At 62.9% G+C, this 15,354-nt stretch carries 18 protein-coding genes, 6 tRNA genes and 1 riboswitch; of the genes, 15 read left to right on the top strand and 9 right to left on the bottom strand.

The genetic code is table 11. The annotated features are described in order from the left end of the window. Positions 1–7: 7 nt before the first annotated feature. Genes ybaK through RIN13_RS16465 form a run of 3 tightly spaced genes read right to left on the bottom strand, consistent with a single transcriptional unit; the run spans position 8 to position 1,965 of the window. The gene (gene ybaK, locus RIN13_RS16475; RefSeq protein WP_309108403.1) at positions 8–502 is read right to left on the bottom strand and encodes a Cys-tRNA(Pro) deacylase; all 495 of its coding nucleotides are present in this window, start codon (positions 500–502) and stop codon (positions 8–10) included. Positions 503–516: 14 nt separating this feature from the next. Beyond that, positions 517–978 (bottom strand): SufE family protein, encoded by a 462-nt coding sequence (locus RIN13_RS16470; protein ID WP_247044744.1) that lies wholly within the window; start codon positions 976–978, stop codon positions 517–519. Between the two features lie 51 nt (positions 979–1,029). Continuing rightward, positions 1,030–1,965, bottom strand: coding sequence for a sulfurtransferase (locus RIN13_RS16465; protein WP_309108402.1), 936 nt, complete (start codon positions 1,963–1,965; stop codon positions 1,030–1,032). 207 nt (positions 1,966–2,172) lie between these two features. Between RIN13_RS16465 and zapE the strand changes: the two genes are divergently transcribed. Beyond that, positions 2,173–3,210 carry a cell division protein ZapE gene (gene zapE / locus RIN13_RS16460; RefSeq protein WP_309108406.1) on the top strand — a complete coding sequence of 346 codons (1,038 nt, stop codon included), beginning with the start codon at positions 2,173–2,175 and terminating at the stop codon, positions 3,208–3,210. A gap of 107 nt (positions 3,211–3,317) precedes the next feature. Here the strand turns inward: zapE and RIN13_RS16455 are convergent, their stop codons facing one another. From RIN13_RS16455 to RIN13_RS16430, 6 genes are all read right to left on the bottom strand, one after another. Further along, positions 3,318–3,587 (bottom strand): antitoxin, encoded by a 270-nt coding sequence (locus tag RIN13_RS16455; RefSeq protein WP_309108401.1) that lies wholly within the window; start codon positions 3,585–3,587, stop codon positions 3,318–3,320. A gap of 132 nt (positions 3,588–3,719) precedes the next feature. Beyond that, positions 3,720–3,791, bottom strand: a tRNA-Val gene (locus tag RIN13_RS16450). 32 nt (positions 3,792–3,823) lie between these two features. Continuing rightward, a tRNA-Gly gene (locus RIN13_RS16445) sits at positions 3,824–3,896 on the bottom strand. Between the two features lie 55 nt (positions 3,897–3,951). Further along, a tRNA-Val gene (locus RIN13_RS16440) sits at positions 3,952–4,026 on the bottom strand. Positions 4,027–4,066: 40 nt separating this feature from the next. Next, positions 4,067–4,137: transfer RNA gene (locus RIN13_RS16435), tRNA-Cys, on the bottom strand. 46 nt (positions 4,138–4,183) lie between these two features. Beyond that, positions 4,184–4,256: transfer RNA gene (locus tag RIN13_RS16430), tRNA-Gly, on the bottom strand. Positions 4,257–4,517: 261 nt separating this feature from the next. Between RIN13_RS16430 and RIN13_RS16425 the strand changes: the two genes are divergently transcribed. From RIN13_RS16425 to hisF, 14 genes are all read left to right on the top strand, one after another. Next, positions 4,518–4,589: transfer RNA gene (locus RIN13_RS16425), tRNA-Val, on the top strand. Positions 4,590–4,706: 117 nt separating this feature from the next. Then, positions 4,707–5,552: a cytochrome gene (locus tag RIN13_RS16420; protein WP_309108400.1), complete on the top strand. Its 846-nt coding sequence runs from the start codon at positions 4,707–4,709 to the stop codon at positions 5,550–5,552. A 103-nt stretch (positions 5,553–5,655) separates the two neighbouring features. Further along, the gene (gene def / locus RIN13_RS16415; RefSeq protein WP_309108399.1) at positions 5,656–6,225 is read left to right on the top strand and encodes a peptide deformylase; all 570 of its coding nucleotides are present in this window, start codon (positions 5,656–5,658) and stop codon (positions 6,223–6,225) included. After that, positions 6,222–7,142, top strand: a complete 921-nt coding sequence (gene fmt, locus RIN13_RS16410) for a methionyl-tRNA formyltransferase (RefSeq protein WP_309108398.1) — start codon at positions 6,222–6,224, stop codon at positions 7,140–7,142. The genes def and fmt overlap by 4 nt, the downstream gene beginning before the upstream one ends. Beyond that, positions 7,139–8,737, top strand: coding sequence for a transcription antitermination factor NusB (locus tag RIN13_RS16405; RefSeq protein ID WP_309108397.1), 1,599 nt, complete (start codon positions 7,139–7,141; stop codon positions 8,735–8,737). Before fmt ends, RIN13_RS16405 begins: the two co-directional genes overlap by 4 nt. A 101-nt stretch (positions 8,738–8,838) precedes the next feature. Continuing rightward, positions 8,839–9,495 carry a ribulose-phosphate 3-epimerase gene (rpe, locus tag RIN13_RS16400; RefSeq protein ID WP_309108396.1) on the top strand — a complete coding sequence of 219 codons (657 nt, stop codon included), beginning with the start codon at positions 8,839–8,841 and terminating at the stop codon, positions 9,493–9,495. 106 nt (positions 9,496–9,601) lie between these two features. Beyond that, positions 9,602–9,752, top strand: a riboswitch (FMN riboswitch). A gap of 134 nt (positions 9,753–9,886) precedes the next feature. Beyond that, entirely contained in the window at positions 9,887–10,996 is a 1,110-nt protein-coding gene (gene ribD / locus RIN13_RS16395) for a bifunctional diaminohydroxyphosphoribosylaminopyrimidine deaminase/5-amino-6-(5-phosphoribosylamino)uracil reductase RibD (RefSeq protein ID WP_309108405.1), read from the top strand. After that, a complete protein-coding gene (locus RIN13_RS16390; RefSeq protein ID WP_309108395.1) occupies positions 10,996–11,664 on the top strand; it encodes a riboflavin synthase in 669 nt (222 codons plus the stop codon). The genes ribD and RIN13_RS16390 overlap by 1 nt, the downstream gene beginning before the upstream one ends. Positions 11,665–11,717: 53 nt before the next feature. Then, entirely contained in the window at positions 11,718–12,386 is a 669-nt protein-coding gene (gene ribB, locus RIN13_RS16385) for a 3,4-dihydroxy-2-butanone-4-phosphate synthase (RefSeq protein ID WP_309108404.1), read from the top strand. Further along, positions 12,386–13,096 (top strand): GTP cyclohydrolase II, encoded by a 711-nt coding sequence (gene ribA, locus RIN13_RS16380; RefSeq protein ID WP_309108394.1) that lies wholly within the window; start codon positions 12,386–12,388, stop codon positions 13,094–13,096. Before ribB ends, ribA begins: the two co-directional genes overlap by 1 nt. Positions 13,097–13,185: 89 nt before the next feature. Further along, complete coding sequence (gene ribH, locus RIN13_RS16375; protein ID WP_309108393.1) at positions 13,186–13,671, top strand: 6,7-dimethyl-8-ribityllumazine synthase; 486 nt, start codon at positions 13,186–13,188, stop codon at positions 13,669–13,671. 88 nt (positions 13,672–13,759) lie between these two features. Beyond that, a complete protein-coding gene (locus RIN13_RS16370; protein WP_247044674.1) occupies positions 13,760–14,023 on the top strand; it encodes a phosphoribosyl-ATP diphosphatase in 264 nt (87 codons plus the stop codon). Positions 14,024–14,088: 65 nt separating this feature from the next. After that, the gene (gene hisG, locus RIN13_RS16365) at positions 14,089–14,934 is read left to right on the top strand and encodes an ATP phosphoribosyltransferase (protein WP_309108392.1); all 846 of its coding nucleotides are present in this window, start codon (positions 14,089–14,091) and stop codon (positions 14,932–14,934) included. Positions 14,935–14,979: 45 nt separating this feature from the next. Continuing rightward, positions 14,980–15,354 (top strand): HisA/HisF-related TIM barrel protein (gene hisF, locus RIN13_RS16360; protein WP_309108391.1); only part of this gene is annotated, 375 nt, incomplete at its 3' end.

The following is a 15,354-nucleotide window of genomic DNA, read 5'->3' as shown; positions in this document are numbered from 1 at the left end:
GTGCCTGCTACCGGCCCGTTCTGATCGGTGCCGAGATGGCTCCCGTGAGCCGGATCAGGTCGCGGGGATCCAGTTCGATGTCCAGGCCCCGGCGGCCACCGGAGACGAGCACTGTTTCCTGTTCCAATGCGCTGTCGTCCACCACAGTGCGGGCCGCCTGGCGCTGTCCCAGCGGCGAAATCCCGCCCAGGACATAACCAGTACGGCGTTCGGCGACGGCGGAATCGGCCATTGCTGCTTTCTTGCCGCCCAGGGATGCGGCCATCGCCTTCAGATCCAGATTGCCGCTGACGGGAACCACTCCCACGGCCAGCTGCCCGTCGACGTCGACCATGAGGGTCTTGAACACCCTGGCCGGGTCAATGCCCAGCACCTCGGCGGCCTCCATACCGTAGCTCGCGGTGGCGGGATCGTGATGGTACGGATGCAACACAAAAGGAACACCGGCCGCGGCCAAAGCAGCTGTGGCCGGTGTTCCCTGTGAAGCCTGTTTTCTTGCCATCCTTTGGTGCGGGTTCAGCCTTGGAAGCGGGCCGAGGCTGCAACTTTACGCTTGATGCGGCCCAGCATTGCGGTCATGCCCCTCATCCGCAACGGAGTGATGGCGCGCGTGAGCCCAAGGAGCTCCGGCATGTCATCCGGTACGGCCAGGATTTCCTGCGCGGACAGACCATCAAGTCCCTCATGGAGGACACCGGCGAAGCCCCTGGTGGTGGGAGCTTCCGGTGGCGCCTTGAAGTAAAGCCGGACGCTGTCCGGAGCACCGCCGTCGCCCTTTTCCGTCTCGATTGTCAGGAACAACGGTGACTGGCACTCCACCACCTGTTCGAGCAGTTCAGGATGGTCCTTGAGATGTTCCGGAAGCTCCGGAAGTCCACGTGAGAACTCCAGGAGCAGCTGCAGCCGCTCAGGTTCGGTGAGGGCCTGAAAATCATCAACAATTTCCGCGAGGGTGGCGGGGAGGGAATCGGTATTCATCAGTTCCAGCTTACGCAGTATTTGCAGAGGAGTGGTGTGCGCTTTCCCCGGCTAGTTTGACGCCGTTGCCGGCCGCGAAGAAGGAACAGTGCCGCGGTCTGCACCCTTGACGATCGGAACGCGGACAGCGTTGCCCCATTCAGTCCATGAGCCGTCGTAGTTGCGAACGGTGTCAAACCCCAGAAGGTACTTGAGGGCAAACCAGGTGTGGCTGGAACGCTCGCCAATACGGCAGTAGGCCACGACGTCGTCGCCTGGAGTCAAACCTGCTTCTCCGAGATAGAGCGCCTCGAGTTCTTCGCGGCTGCGGTAGGTGCCGTCCGGTGCAGCCGCGCGGGCCCAGGGAATGGAAGCCGCGGTGGGGATGTGCCCGCCGCGGAGCGCGCCCTCTTCGGGGTAGGCAGGCATGTGCGTACGCTGCCCGGTGTACTCCTCGGGGGAACGGACATCGATCAGCGGCTTGCCCAAGTGGGCGAGGACGTCTTCCTTGAAAGCGCGGATAGGGGCGTCATTGCGCTCCACTACGGGGTAGTTGCCCGGAGCCGGGGACGGTACGTCCGTGGTGAGTTCACGGCCTTCGGCGATCCACTTGTCGCGGCCGCCGTCCAGCAGGCGCACATCCTCGTGGCCGAACAGGGTGAAGACCCACAGGGCGTAGGCGGCCCACCAATTGGATTTGTCGCCGTAAATCACCACAGTGCTGTCCCGGGAAATACCCTTGGCTGCAGCGAGGGCAGCGAAGGCCTCGCCATCCACGTAATCCCGGGTGACTTCATCGTTCAGGTCGGTGTGCCAGTCGATCTTCACGGCGCCCGGAATGTGACCGGTTTCGTAAAGAAGGACGTCTTCGTCGGACTCCACCACTACTAGCCCGCCGTCACCTACTGCTCCGGACTCGATGGCCGCGGCCAGCCATTCGGTGGATACGAGCCGCTCCGGGTGGACATAGCCGGAAAATTTCTCGTTCTGTTCAACGGGGTAGGGCATGTTGATGGCCTTTCATTGAAAACGGTCAGTGGGTCCTGGCCGGGCACGGGTTGTCACGGCAGCCGGACCTGCTCCAACACTAGCCACGCCCCCGGACTATTGCTTCCCTCCGTTAACACAGGGACATATGGCCTTCATCACGTGGCGGCTGCCCGTCAGGCCGATACCGGTATTCTTTCTGGGGACAGACCAGCAGAACGGACCACTTTGGTACAGATCGAACAGCTCGCCGCGCGCACTCCGGCGGTTTCCGTGGATGACCTCCTTAAGGGATTTTATCCTTCGCCACGATTCGGCGCGGTCTCCTTCGGCAGTTACCGCCCCGATCCTTCCCAGCCAAGCCAGGCGGCAGCGGTCCGTGCCCTGGAAAGTTTCGCTGCCGGCGTTGGAGCGCGCGACGGCGACGGCCTCTTCAAACGCCTCTTTGGCAAGAAGGACACCTCCCGCGCCGGCATCTACCTGGACGGCGGATTCGGTGTCGGCAAGACGCACCTCCTGGCGTCCCTCTGGCATGCGGCGCCCGGGCCGAAAGCCTTCGGCACCTTTGTTGAGTACACCAACCTCGTGGGAGCGTTGTCCTTCCGCAAGACGGTTGAAGCGCTCAGCCATTACAAGCTCGTCTGCATTGACGAATTCGAGCTGGATGATCCGGGCGATACCGTCCTCATGTCGCGGCTGATGCGGGAGCTGGCGGATGCCGGGGTCAAGCTCGCAGCGACGTCCAACACGCTTCCCGGTTCTCTGGGCGACGGGCGCTTCGCCGCCGTCGACTTCCAGCGCGAAATCCAAGTTCTGGCAGATCAGTTCGATGTGGTGAGGATCGACGGCGAGGACTTCCGCCACCGCGGCCTGCCGGCGGCGCCGCTGCCCTTGCGTAGTGACGAACTTAACCATCACATGAAGGCAGAGTTCGACGGCAAGACTGTGGCCAGGGATGACTTCAAGACCCTGATTGCCCATCTGGCTGGCGTCCACCCGAGCCGCTACCGGCAATTAATTGACGGAATCGACGGAGTGGTGTGGCGCGATGTGGACACCATCACTGAACAGGCAGTTGCCCTGCGGTTCGTGGTCCTCGCGGACCGGCTCTATGACAAGGACGTCCCCATCCTGGCGAGCGGTGTTCCGTTCGATCGCCTCTTCACCGAGGAAATGATGACCGGCGGTTACATGAAGAAGTACTTCCGGGCAGTCTCACGCCTGACAGCCCTCGCCCGTGAGGGTCAAAACCACGAGCCTTCGTAGAGGCAGTTCCTTCGTGGAGGCCGTGCCTTCATAGGCCCTGTTAAACGCCGAAGGTGCCGGCGCCGCCTCTCGGCGGGACCGGCACCTCGCTGACGTACCTAGTTGGGTCAGAGGCCCTGCTGCCGGGGTTCCCCGGTTGCAGGTGGCTCACCGTCGACGTGGGGATCATCAGCTGCAGGCGCCGCGTTGGGCGTCCCGTTAGCTTTGTCCACGAGGCCGGCCGCACCTTGCTGGACGGAATCGATTTTGTCGGCGTACTTGCCACCGGTCTTGGTATCGATGAAGTCACCGGCTTTGCCGATGCCGTCCTTGATGGCTTCTTCTTTGCCACCAATAAGTTGCTGAGCCTTGCCCTTTAGATCGTCAAGTAATCCCACGGGCACCTCCCTTCAGTCGCGGAGCCAGATCGCTCCTGGCCTTTCGATCCTAACCTTGGAGTATGGAGGTGCCAACCGTTTAGGGATGTTTTAACAGCAAAAAAGCAGCTCCGGGGGAGCTGCTTTCATGGGTGGGCGATACTGGGATCGAACCAGTGACCTCTTCCGTGTCAGGGAAGCGCGCTACCGCTGCGCCAATCGCCCGCGCATACGTAACGCGGTTTAAAAGAAAAGAGAGCGGACGACGAGATTCGAACTCGCGACATCCACCTTGGCAAGGTGGTGCTCTACCAGCTGAGCTACGTCCGCACATGTAGGTGATTACGCCCGAAAAGCGCTCTACAACAAGCAATGTGAATTGCTCTGGTGGGCGATACTGGGATCGAACCAGTGACCTCTTCCGTGTCAGGGAAGCGCGCTACCGCTGCGCCAATCGCCCATTGCCATCCAGCCTGAACCGGAAACCATGGTTTTCACCGAGGTGGGTACGGGATTCGAACCCGTGTATACGGCTTTGCAGGCCGCTGCCTCGCCTCTCGGCCAACCCACCGTGTTAGCACGATTCCGAAGAACCCTTGCCGTGACAGTGTCCTGCGAGCGGACGACGAGATTCGAACTCGCGACATCCACCTTGGCAAGGTGGTGCTCTACCAGCTGAGCTACGTCCGCAGTTTGGAGGGTTGATTCCGTGCCCTGGCGGGCATTTCCTCGCGTTCCAACGAGTAAAAACTCTATAGGAGGTTCAAGGATTCTCCAAATCGCTTTCCTGCCCTCGGACATGAATCCCGCTGCTTCCTTGATTTCTAGGGGTTTTGGCTAATTACAGTCATGTAATTCCCGCTGCTTTTACCGCCGTCCGGAAGTGGGATAATGGTGTCAGGCGGCCGATTTCTATAATCGACCGGACTGGGCTAGCATTCAAAGGCATCAGGGCGATTGGCGCAGTGGTAGCGCGCTTCGTTCACACCGAAGAGGTCACTGGTTCGAACCCAGTATCGCCCACCCCGAAGGCCCGTTCCGTTATTGCAACGGAGCGGGTCTTTTTGTGTTTCTTTCTTGTGGTCCAGCCGGTTTCAGTGAGCTGGACTTCCTGTCGGTCCTTTGTGAAAGAGTTGAGATATGACCGCTCCACTGCTTGCCCACGCCACGGATTATGGCCGGATGTACGCCCGTTCCACCACTGCAGACTTCTCTGTTCCATCCATCACCACCGTCATAGGGCAACAGCCTCATGGCCTGGACGGATGGTTCGGTTATATGGGTGCGAGCAGCCTTGCCAGCGACCCCCTGCTCCCGGGCATTCTTGGCAGCCCGGCGCAGGTACGGCAGGCGGTCAACAGGGCCGCCAAGGCCGCGGAGGCGTACCGCGATGTTGCCGCGAAACGTGGCGACCGTGTTCATGACTACTGCGAGCAGGTGGCCCTGAGGGCCCTCGGCAAGCCGCACCGAATGAAGGAAACGCGCGAGGCGCTGGCAGCCAACGGCGAGGAAGCCTTCGCCGCACGGTTCGATGAATGGTGGGAGCTGTACCGCGTTGAGCCCATCGCTCCGGAGATCACAGTCTGGAACCACACAGTTGGTTATGCGGGAACCCTGGATCTGGTGGCGCGTATCAATGGCCGGACCTGCCTCATCGACTACAAAACCAAAGGCACCACCAAGGATGGAACGGTCAAGCCCCTGGACGACAAAGTGGTGATGCAGTTGGTGGCGGGGATGAAGGCCGAAGAAAGCCTCGTAGACCCTGTCGCCGGCGAATGGGAAGCCTGGAAGCACGGAGAGGCACCCGTGCTTCTGGCCGTGGCCCTGGGCGAAACCGAAGTCCGTCCCTCGAGGGCCAACCCCGACGTTCTTAAGCATCACTGGTGGAAGTTCTGTGCTCTCCGGCGTGTCTGGGAAATGGCCGCCGACACCGGAAGCGCCGGAAGTGCGCTGCTGCCCGTTGCCCCGCCGGTGTCCCACTAGCCGGCCTGTCCGCTGCCTTCGCGGCACATCGTGCCCTCCTGACAGATGCTGCATCTAAACTGGATGGGATCCCGTACCTCTCCACCGTGAGGAAAGACTGCCCATGGCCATTCTGAACATCCGCATCATCGGGGACCCCGTGCTCCGCACCGTGGCCGATCCCGTGACGGACTTCGGACCGGAGCTGGAAAAACTGGTCGCTGACATGGTCGAAACCATGGAGGATGTTGACGGCGCAGGACTCGCCGCTCCGCAGGTCGGAGTGAGCCTCCGCGTTTTCACCTACCGGATCGGCGGGGTTGAAGGGCATATCATCAACCCGGTGCTGGAAAACAGTGACGACTTCCAGGAGGACGAAGTGGAAGGTTGCCTGTCCATTCCCGGTCTTGGCTTCCCCGTCCGCCGTCGTCGGGCCACGAAGGCAACAGGCGTAGACCTGAACGGCAACCCGGTCAGCGTGGAGGCTGACGGCATGCTCGCCCGCTGCTTTCAGCACGAGACTGACCATCTCGACGGCGTCCTTTTCACGGACCGTCTTGAGGGAGAGGACCGCAAGACCGCCCTTCGGGCCATCCGCGCTGCCGACTACCACTCCGTTGCGGAACAAACCACCGCCAAGCGGGCGCGCACTGTCGGTTCCAGCTTTGGCATCGGTTCCGGAACAGCCGGATGAGGGTTCTCTTTGCTGGAACACCAGCGGTCGCCGTGCCTTCCCTGGATGCTTTGCTTGGTGCCGGGTTTGACGTCGTCGCCGTGCTCACCCGACCCGACGCACCCCTTGGCCGCAAGCGCGTGCTGACCCCCTCTCCGGTCGCAGCCCGGGCCGCGGAGCTCGGAATCGGCGTGATTCACGCAGCCAAGGTGGATGCTGAAATCATCGCCAGGATCGCGGAACTGAAACCCGACGTGGCGGCTATCGTGGCCTATGGTGGGCTCATACCCCGCGCGGCCCTGGACATCCCGCAACACGGCTGGATTAATCTGCATTTCTCCCTGCTGCCGGCCTGGCGTGGTGCCGCTCCGGTCCAGCACGCAGTCATGGCCGGTGATGACGTGACCGGGGCCGTGACCTTTCTTCTGGAAGAGGGCCTGGACACGGGTCCCGTTTTTGGCACGCTCACCGAAAAGGTGCACGACGACGACACCTCCGGCGGGCTGCTGGAACGGTTATCGCACAGCGGAGCTGTTCTCCTCGCCCAGACTCTCTCGGCAGTGGAAGCCGGCGCCGCTGCTGCCGTGCCCCAGAGCGGCGAGGTCTCCCTGGCACCCAAGCTCAGCATTGACGACGCCCGTCTCGACTGGCATCAGCCCGCTCTCACGGTTGGCCGGCGCGCCCGGGGCGTGACTCCTGAGCCGGGAGCCTGGACAACATTTGAGGGCCAGCGGCTGAAGCTGGAGCCCGTGATACTCCGCCCGGATACCCTTGACCTGGAACCGGGCCGCGTTGCCCTGAGGGAAAAGGCTGTGCTGGTAGGAACAGGCTCGCACGCTGTGGAACTAACGAGGATTCAACCCTCGGGCAAGAAAATGATGACCGCCGCCGATTGGGTGCGTGGACAGACTTCAGTGGAAAGCATGGTGTTCGAATGAGCGGGTCCGGCACAGGCGGCAACGGCCGTGGCCAGCGCAGCGGCGGGCAACGGAGTGGTGGGCAGCGGAGTAGCGGCGGCAGTCAGCGGAACGCGCAGGGCCGGGAACGTAACCGGACATCGCAGCGCAGTTTCACCGAAAACGCACCTTCCCAGCGCACGCGCCGTGCCGATCCCGCCCGTCTGGTGGCTTTTGAAGTGCTCCGGGCCGTTGCGTCCGAGGACGCCTATGCGAACCTTGTCCTCCCTGCCCGCATCCGGCACCACGGGCTGGACAAGCGCGACGCCGGTTTCGCCACCGAACTGAGCTATGGGGCCCTTCGCGGACAGGGGACTTACGACGCCGTCTTGGCCCGCTGCGTTGACCGTCCCCTCGACCAGCTCGATCCGGCGATCCTCGATGCCCTCCGGATCGGAGCCCATCAGCTGTTGGCGATGCGTGTCCCTGCGCACGCGGCCCTGGATCAGACAGTCGGCCTTGCCCGCGCCGTTATCGGAGCCGGGCCCTCCGCACTGATCAATGCGGTGCTGCGGAAGGTTTCTGCCCGCACCCTTGATGAATGGCTCGAGGAGCTCCTCCGGGACGAGACCGACGAAACCACCATTGCGTCAGTCCGCCATGCCCATCCGGAGTGGATCGTGAGGGCGTTGAGGCAATCCCTGGTGGCGCACGGCCGGCCGGTAACGGAAATCACCGGGCTGCTTGAGGCGGACAATGCGGCTCCGGTGGTCAACCTTGTGGCATTGCCCGGCTTGGGAAACCTCGACGAAGCACTGGAAAATGGTGCGATCCCCGGTGAGCTTGTTGAGGACTCGGCACTTTCCAGCGGAGGAGACCTCGGCAAGCTGGCATCCGTCCGGGAAGGCAGCACCAGGGTCCAGGACGCTGGTTCCCAATTGGTTGCCCGTGCGCTGGCCGCCGTCGAGCTTCAGGGGAGTCGAAAAGGCGAAGGCGGGGACGACGCCGTGCACGCTGGCTCCGCCGGCACCGGGGAGGGTGAACTCTGGCTGGACCTCTGTGCAGGGCCCGGCGGAAAGGCAGCCCTGCTGGGAGCAATCGCCAACCAGAGGGGTGCACGTTTGCTGGCCAATGAACCCCTGCCGCATCGGGCCAAGCTGGTCCGTCAGGCATTGTCGATTGTGCCGGACGATGTGTGGGAAGTCCGAACCGGTGACGGCCGGGAGCTCGGCAGCGAACAGCCCGAGACGTTCGACCGGATACTCGTGGATGTTCCCTGCAGCGGTTTGGGAGCCCTGCGGCGCCGTCCTGAATCGCGCTGGCGCCGTTCACCGAAAGACCTCGCAGACCTGGGGCCCCTCCAGCGGGATTTACTCAAGTCGGCTTTGGCTGCAGTTCGGCCCGGTGGAGTGGTGGCCTACGTGACGTGCTCCCCGCATCCCGCCGAAACCACCGCCGTGGTCAGCGATGCCCTCCGCAAGCGTGATGACCTGGAATTGCTGGATGCCGGAGCTGTGCTGGACAACGTGAGCCTGACCGGGCACTTGGAGGCCGGGCACGAGGGTACGGCGCAGTTGTGGCCTCACCTCCACGCAACTGACGCAATGTTCCTTGCCCTTATCCGGAAGAAGTCCTGACACCGGGATTGCAAGGCATCATTCAGCCCGCAAGCACCCTCAACTGAAAACCGCCGGCCGTTGTTGGCTTGGCAGCGCCCTTACTGTGAAAGGACTCCCTCATGGCCCAGTGCTGTATCAATCCCAGCATCCTCTCAGCGGACTTCGTGAACCTCGAGGCAGAGCTTCGCCGCATCAGCAACGCGGACGCCGTCCATGTTGACGTTATGGACAACCACTTTGTTCCCAATCTGACGATAGGCCTGCCGGTGGTACAGCGGATCCAGGCCGTGAGTCCTGTGCCGCTGGACGCCCACCTGATGATCAACGACGCCGACCGCTGGGCCCCGGCCTACGCCGACGCAGGAGTGGCTTCCGTGACCTTTCACGTCGAAGCCTCCATCGCCCCCATCAAACTTGCCCGCGAGCTACGGGCAAGGGGAGCGAAGGCAGGAATGGCCCTACGGCCGGGAACCCCGGTGGAGCCATACCTGGACATGTTGCCGGAACTGGACCTGCTCCTCATCATGACTGTGGAGCCGGGCTTTGGCGGTCAGTCCTTCCTGGACCTGACGCTGCCCAAGATCCGCCGGGCGCGGGCTGCCATCGACGGCGCGGGAACGGGCGTTGCCTTGCAGGTGGACGGCGGCATCACGGAAGAAACCATCATCAGGGCAGCTGAAGCCGGAGCGAATGTCTTTGTGGCAGGTTCAGCAGTTTATGGCGCCGAGGATCCGTCGGAAGCCGTTGAACGGCTTCGGAAGGCCGGCAGCCGTTAGCCGCCTGTGACGCCTTCGGTTTACGGCGAAAAAAATCCTCCCTGTGACGGATTCTGACGGGAATACCCGGGCGGACAGCGCGGTTGTGACACAATAACAACACACAATACGTGCTCCGGGGTCGGTGTAAGTCCGAACCGGCGGTGACAGTCCGCGACCCGCGAGCCGGTGCTTTCTTTTGGAAGGCTCCCGGCGGACGGTTGAACCGGTGAAATTCCGGTACCGACAGTTAAAGTCTGGATGAGAGAAGCACGTACGGCTGTTTCTGTGGCGCTTAATTGCGTCCCGGACTTTTGCTGTCGTTCACCCCCGGAGCCACGCGGTTTTCGAGGGAAGGAACGACGCACAGGTGCTCTCAGACGCTGAATTCACGCATGCTGAAGCGGCAGCGATGGAGCGCGCCCTTGAAGAGGCCCTCAAGGGGCCACGAGGGGTGAATCCCTTGGTGGGAGCGGTAATTCTCGACGCCAACGGCCGGCAGATTGCAACCGGCTATCACCGCGGAGCCGGAACCCCCCACGCCGAAGCTGACGCCATTGCCCAGGCGGGATCGCAGGGACTGGATCTGGCCGGTACCACCATGGTGGTCACCCTTGAACCCTGCAATCACTGCGGCCGCACCGGTCCCTGCGCACAGGCAATCATCAATGCAGGCATGGCCAACGTCGTTTATGCCGTGGATGACCCGCACGATCCGGCTGCCGGCGGAGCGGCCACTCTGCTGGCGGCGGGAGTGAAGGTACGTTCAGGACTGAACGCCGGGCGCGCCTTTGACCTGAACCGAAGATGGTTCGAGGCCGTACTGTCCAAGCGGCCTTTCGTCACTCTTCACATCGCCCAGACCCTCGACAGCAGAATTGCAGCCCAGGACGGCACCAGCCAGTGGATTTCGAGTCCGGAGTCGCTGGCCGACAATCACAGTACCCGCGGCCGGATTGATGCGATCCTCGTAGGCACCCAAACAGTCCTGATCGACAACCCCCGGCTGACGGCCAGGAATTCCGCCGGTGAGCCCGAAGGCAGGCAACCACTGCGGGCTGTCATGGGGCTCCGGGGCATCCCCGGGAATGCTGCTATCCATGGAGAAGACGGCCGCGTTCTCCATCTCGCCACCAGGGACCCCCGCCTGGCCCTGGACACCCTCTTCGCTGCCGGAGTGCGCCACCTGATGGTGGAGGGGGGCTCCCGCATCCTCAGCGCTTTCCTGGCCGCCGGACTGGTGGATGAACTGATTGTTTACCTGGCACCCACATTGCTGGGATCCGGCACCCCAGCTCTGGGAGACCTCGGCATAACAACGCTGTCCGATGCCCAGCATTGGGAATGGGACCCCGCCGGAGGCGGAGCGGTTCAGTCCCTGGGCAGGGACCTTCGGCTCCATCTTCGTCCTGCCGGCCCGGAAACATCTGCCCGCTCAGCAATCACCGAACTTTCCAAGGCAACTTCACCCGATTCAACCGTGCACCTGACAGGTGCCGGCAGCGCAGCAGGAGGCTATTGATGTTTACCGGAATTATCGCCGAACAGGGCAAAGTCCTGTCCGTGGACAGGGGAGAGGGCAGCGCAACCCTCCGCCTGCAGGCGCCCGGGACTACCGAGGGCCTCGCTCTGGGCGGATCCATCGCAGTGAACGGCGTATGCCTGACTGCCACTGAGATCGTGGGCAAGGAGTTCAGCGTCGACGTCATGGGCGAGACCCTGGTCAGGAGCACGATTGGTCAGTTGCAGGCGGGGGACGCCGTGAACCTTGAGCGGTGTGTTCCTGCCGGAGGCCGCCTCGACGGCCACGTCGTCCAGGGCCACGTGGATGGCGTCGGCACCCTGGCGGAACGGGAATCCCTGGAGAACTGGGACCGGCTGAGGTTCGAAGTGCCGTCCGGTCTTGCCCGGTATATCGCCGAAAAGGGCTCCATAGCGGTCGACGGCGTATCCCTCACCGTTACTGCCGTCAGCCCCGCGGAGGAGCCGGCGCCCTGGTTTGAGGTGGGACTGATCCCCACCACATTGGCAGAGACCGGTCTGGGAGCAAAGAGCGTGGGGAGCCCGGTGAACCTGGAAGTTGACGTGCTCGCCAAGTACACCGAGCGCTTGTTGGCCTTCTCGCTGCCGGCATCACGTGAGCAATCCGCATCGGCCTCGCAGGCAGCAGACGCGGGGGCCTCGCTGTGAGCCCGGCCTCCACTGCGGCCGGCCACCCGCTGGATCTGGCAGCGCCTGTCAACATGGACGCTGTTCCTGCTGCACTGGACAGCATTGAAGAAGCCGTAAGTGCCATCGCCGCCGGCCGACCGGTCATCGTGGTGGACAATGAGGACCGCGAAAATGAGGGCGACATCATTTTTGCGGCGGAGTTCGCCACCCCGGCACTGATGGGCTGGACCGTCCGCTACAGCTCGGGAGTCATTTGTGTTCCCCTCGACGGTGCCCGCGCTGATGCCCTGGCCTTGCCGCCGATGGTTGAAGTTAACGAAGACTCCAAGGGAACTGCCTACACTGTCTCCTGTGATGCGGCAATCGGCGTGACCACGGGAATTTCGGCCTCCGACCGTGCCCTGACTGCCAGGGTGCTGGCCGATCCGGCCAGCAAGCCGGCCTCGCTTACACGTCCCGGGCATGTTTTTCCGCTTCGCGCTGTTGAGGGTGGTGTACGGGAACGCCCGGGCCATACGGAAGCGGCAGTCGAGCTGTGCCGGCTGGCGGGACTGTCGCCTGTCGGTGTGATTGCAGAATTGGTGTATGACAACGGAGAGATGATGCGGCTGGATGGACTGCGGGTTTTTGCTGCAGAACATGGCTGCCCGCTCATCTCGATCGAGGACCTTGTGAGCTATCTGGGCAATGGGGACGACAGTAGGCGGGCATCGGTTCCGGCCGGAAAAGAGGAGAAATAATGACGGCTTCGAAAGCCCAAAAGGCAGCTAACGGCGCAGAGCCCCACCCGGTCAGCGGTGGCCCGGTGGTCCAACTGCCCAGCGAGTTCGGCGGTTTGGTTGCCCAGGCGTGGATTGACCTCGAAACAGGTGCCGAGCACCTGGCAGTGAGCTCCCCCATTCCGCCCACCGATGGGCAGGCACCCCTGGTGCGGCTGCACTCGGAATGCCTCACGGGTGACGTCTTCGGGTCCTACCGGTGCGACTGCGGCGAACAGCTCGCCTATGCGCTGGAGATGATCGGCGAATACGGCGGGACGTTGCTGTACCTCCGCGGGCAGGAAGGCCGCGGCATCGGCCTTGCCAACAAGATCAAGGCCTACGCCCTCCAGGAAGCCGGACTGGACACCGTTGAAGCCAACGAGCAGCTGGGGTTGCCTGTGGATGCCCGCTGCTACAAGGCTGCGGCGCAGATCCTGGCAGAAATGGGACTCACTCACATCCGGCTCCTGAGCAACAACCCTGACAAGCAGAACAGGTTGGCTAGGGCGGGCGTCGCAGTGGTGGAGATGGTTCCCACCGAGGTTCCCTCCCGCGAGCAGAACATCCGGTACCTGCAGACCAAGAAGGATCGGATGGACCACAGACTTGTCCTTGGCGCCGGGTCGGCCACCGTTTCCGCGGGCGCCGTCGGCCTGGCATCCACCCCCTTTGACCACGAACAGGACTGAGCCGGGCTACGCCTGAACTGATCCAGGCCGAACTGCCTCCTCAACACTGAACACCAAGAATCACCACCACAACTGAACGGAACCTCGCAATGAGCGGACACGGCGCGCCCGAAATCGACCTGACCACCCTGAACCCTGACGAAACGTCCCGCCTGAAATTGGCGATTGTTGCCGCCAGTTGGCATACGCAGATCATGGACGGCCTGCTCGACGGTGCGCTCCGGGCTGCCAAAGAGGCAGGCATCAACGAGCCCACGGTCTTGCGGGTACCCGGCAGCTTCGAGCTTCCCGTCGCGGCGGCCCGGCTGGCCCCACACTTTGACGCCGTCGTGGCACTCGGTGTGGTGATCAGGGGAGGCACGCCCCACTTTGACTACGTCTGCCAGGCCGCCACGATGGGCCTGACCGATGTCAGCGTCAAAACCGGCGTCCCCGTTGGATTCGGCGTGCTGACCTGTGACACGGAACAGCAAGGCCTGGACCGGGCCGGCCTCCCTGGTTCCTCGGAGGACAAGGGCCATGAAGCCGTGACGGCGGCCCTCGCAACGGCAGTGACCCTGAGCCAGTACCGGTAATGAGCCGTTTGTGCTTTCTGTCACAACGCCGTCGTCATGCTACGGCCCGGCAGGCGCTCTCCAGCCTTGAGCAAGTAGGCTGGAGGGCGTGAAGAATTTCGAGACGCTGTTTGCAGAACTCAGTGAGAAGGCTGCAACACGCCCGCCCGGCTCCCGCACGGTCGCTGAATTGGAGTCCGGGGTCCACGGCATCGGCAAGAAGGTCGTCGAAGAAGCAGCGGAAGTCTGGATGGCAGCTGAGTACGAATCCGACGAAGCAGCCGCTGAGGAGATCTCCCAGCTGCTCTATCACCTGCAGGTTCTGATGCTTGCCAAGGGACTCAGCCTGGAAGACGTCTACAAGCATCTTTAGCCGCCCCGCTGCGGTCATATCCTGCTTGTACTGATTCCCGTCCCCACCCAGAAAGATTTTCCTCCATGCTGCGAGTTGCCGTTCCCAATAAAGGATCCCTGTCCGAAGCCGCCTCCGAGATGCTCGCCGAGGCAGGCTACCGCCAGCGCCGCGACGGCGGCCGCGAGCTCGTGCTGGTTGATCCGGACAACGACATTGAGTTCTTTTTCCTCCGCCCGCGCGACATCGCCGTGTATGTAGGGCAGGGAACGCTCGACGTCGGGATCACGGGCCGGGACCTGTTGCTGGACGCCGAGGTTGAGGCGGAGGAGCTGCTCGGCCTTGGCTTTGCCGCCTCGACTTTCCGCTTCGCGGGGCCCGTGGGTGACTTCGACACCGTCGAGCAGCTTGAGGGCAAGCGGCTGGCGACGAGCTATGACGGCCTGCTGCGCGGATACCTCGCCGAGCGAGGTATCAACGCCAAAGTGGTACGGCTCGACGGCGCCGTCGAGTCCTCCGTGAGGCTCGGCGTTGCGGACGCCATTGCCGACGTCGTCGAGACCGGGACCACGCTCAAGGCTGCCGGGATGGAAATCTTCGGGGAGCCGATCCTGCTCTCTGAGTCGGTACTCATCGGCCGCAAGGGTGAAAAGAATCCCGCGGCCGACGTCCTGATCCGCCGGCTTCAGGGTGTCCTCGTAGCCCGCCAGTACGTGCTGATGGACTACGACATCCGTAAAGAGCTTGTAGAAAAGGCAGCCGCGTTGACCCCCGGCCTTGAGTCTCCGACCGTCTCCCCGCTGCGCGACTCTGACTGGGTGGCAGTGCGCTCTATGGTGCCAAAGAAGGAAACCAACCGGATTATGGACGAGCTTTATGACCTGGGTGCCCGTGCCATCCTTGTCAGCAGCATCCACGCCTGCCGCATCTGAGCCCGTCGTCCACAGAGTTTCCTTAGTAAATTTTCAGGAGAAGTCATGGCTGTAGCCGTACGCGTCATCCCATGCCTGGACGTTGATGCCGGCCGCGTGGTCAAGGGCATTAACTTTGAAGGCCTTCGAGATGCCGGAGACCCGGTGGAGCTCGCACACCGCTACGACAACGGCAGTGCCGACGAGCTGACGTTCCTTGATGTCACAGCGTCCTCCGGCAACCGCGAGACCACCTTCGACGTCGTGCGTCGGACGGCCGAAGAAGTCTTTATCCCGTTGACGGTAGGCGGCGGCGTGCGGGGCGTCGCTGAGGTGGACAAGCTTCTGCGTTACGGAGCAGATAAGGCGTCCATCAACACAGCCGCTGTGGCACGCCCGGACGTGGTGGATGAGATTACCCGCCACTTCGGCTCCCAGGTG

Origin of the sequence: Arthrobacter sp. (assembly GCF_031179985.1) — a bacterium.
In the GTDB taxonomy this organism is placed as follows: Bacteria; Actinomycetota; Actinomycetes; order Actinomycetales; family Micrococcaceae; genus Arthrobacter.
This window is presented reverse-complemented; position numbering and strand designations above follow the sequence as displayed.

Excerpts from the sequence above, each read along its gene's own strand:
- ribH (WP_309108393.1), top strand. The coding sequence starts at position 13,186 with ATGAGCGGACACGGCGCGCCCGAAATCGACCTGACCACCCTGAACCCT.
- RIN13_RS16405 (WP_309108397.1), top strand. The coding sequence starts at position 7,139 with ATGAGCGGGTCCGGCACAGGCGGCAACGGCCGTGGCCAGCGCAGCGGC.
- rpe (WP_309108396.1), top strand. The coding sequence starts at position 8,839 with ATGGCCCAGTGCTGTATCAATCCCAGCATCCTCTCAGCGGACTTCGTG.
- ybaK (WP_309108403.1), bottom strand. The coding sequence starts at position 502 with ATGGCAAGAAAACAGGCTTCACAGGGAACACCGGCCACAGCTGCTTTG.
- RIN13_RS16390 (WP_309108395.1), top strand. The coding sequence starts at position 10,996 with ATGTTTACCGGAATTATCGCCGAACAGGGCAAAGTCCTGTCCGTGGAC.
- def (WP_309108399.1), top strand. The coding sequence starts at position 5,656 with ATGGCCATTCTGAACATCCGCATCATCGGGGACCCCGTGCTCCGCACC.
- RIN13_RS16420 (WP_309108400.1), top strand. The coding sequence starts at position 4,707 with ATGACCGCTCCACTGCTTGCCCACGCCACGGATTATGGCCGGATGTAC.
- ribB (WP_309108404.1), top strand. The coding sequence starts at position 11,718 with ATGGACGCTGTTCCTGCTGCACTGGACAGCATTGAAGAAGCCGTAAGT.
- hisG (WP_309108392.1), top strand. The coding sequence starts at position 14,089 with ATGCTGCGAGTTGCCGTTCCCAATAAAGGATCCCTGTCCGAAGCCGCC.
- ribA (WP_309108394.1), top strand. The coding sequence starts at position 12,386 with ATGACGGCTTCGAAAGCCCAAAAGGCAGCTAACGGCGCAGAGCCCCAC.
- fmt (WP_309108398.1), top strand. The coding sequence starts at position 6,222 with ATGAGGGTTCTCTTTGCTGGAACACCAGCGGTCGCCGTGCCTTCCCTG.
- RIN13_RS16465 (WP_309108402.1), bottom strand. The coding sequence starts at position 1,965 with ATGCCCTACCCCGTTGAACAGAACGAGAAATTTTCCGGCTATGTCCAC.
- ribD (WP_309108405.1), top strand. The coding sequence starts at position 9,887 with ATGGAGCGCGCCCTTGAAGAGGCCCTCAAGGGGCCACGAGGGGTGAAT.
- RIN13_RS16470 (WP_247044744.1), bottom strand. The coding sequence starts at position 978 with ATGAATACCGATTCCCTCCCCGCCACCCTCGCGGAAATTGTTGATGAT.